Annotated in this window: 1 protein-coding gene; it reads right to left on the reverse strand. The window is 56.7% G+C overall.

Features of this window, described 5'->3' with window-relative positions; genetic code table 11:
• On the reverse strand, positions 1-694 hold a 694-nt coding region (locus B879_RS24130), incomplete at its 3' end, for an ABC transporter (protein WP_040401608.1).
• Between the last annotated feature and the right edge of the window lie 41 nt (positions 695-735).

The raw sequence follows: 735 nt of genomic DNA on the forward strand, positions 1-735 counted from the left end.
CAGTAACGATCAATCTGGGCAGATGCGCGATGTCCAGGTATCCCAAATAGAAGGTCACCGAAATGACCAAGATCATCTGAAACAGACCTAGTCCAAACCGTGCCGGTGATTGTGAGAGCACGAAGACCGAGCGTTTCAAGGGAGTCGTTCCCAAGAGGCGCAACGTTCCCTGTCCCCGGAGGCTCACCAGCGGTACAGCCGTCCCCAGGAATGCCAGCGAAAGGAAGGAAACCATCAAAATCGATGCCATGGAGGTGCGTAGCGGGTCCATGGCCGTTATTCCCTCGGTGGTGACCACGTCAATTGCGGTTCTCGGGATGCCTATATCCCGCAGTGCCTGCACCGTCTGACTCCAGGACGGTTGGTCGGTGGCCGCCAAGGTCACTGTCGCGTGCTCTCCGTCGATGGTCAGGAGAATGTTGGCCGCCGGGTCATTCCGGGGAACTGTCGCGATCCCTTGGTTTTCCAGCGACTCGTTGATTTCCGGCCCAATCGTGCTTTCTGCGACCACGACATGTGGCGTGGCAGCATCGGCATCGGTCGAATAGCCGATGAACCAGAACAGTCCAAGGAAGAAGAGCGGAAAGAGCAGCACGAAGAACATCGTCTTGCCGTCTCGCACCAGTTCTCTGGTATTTGTTGCCGTCAGCTCGGCCAACGCCGAGCGGGGCTGAATTGTCAGTTGTTTGTTCATCGGGTCCTCTTTCCAAACCGTCCTTGACGACTTGGCTTATC

This window comes from Cecembia lonarensis LW9, from assembly GCF_000298295.1.
GTDB classification, from domain to species: domain Bacteria; phylum Bacteroidota; class Bacteroidia; order Cytophagales; family Cyclobacteriaceae; genus Cecembia; species Cecembia lonarensis.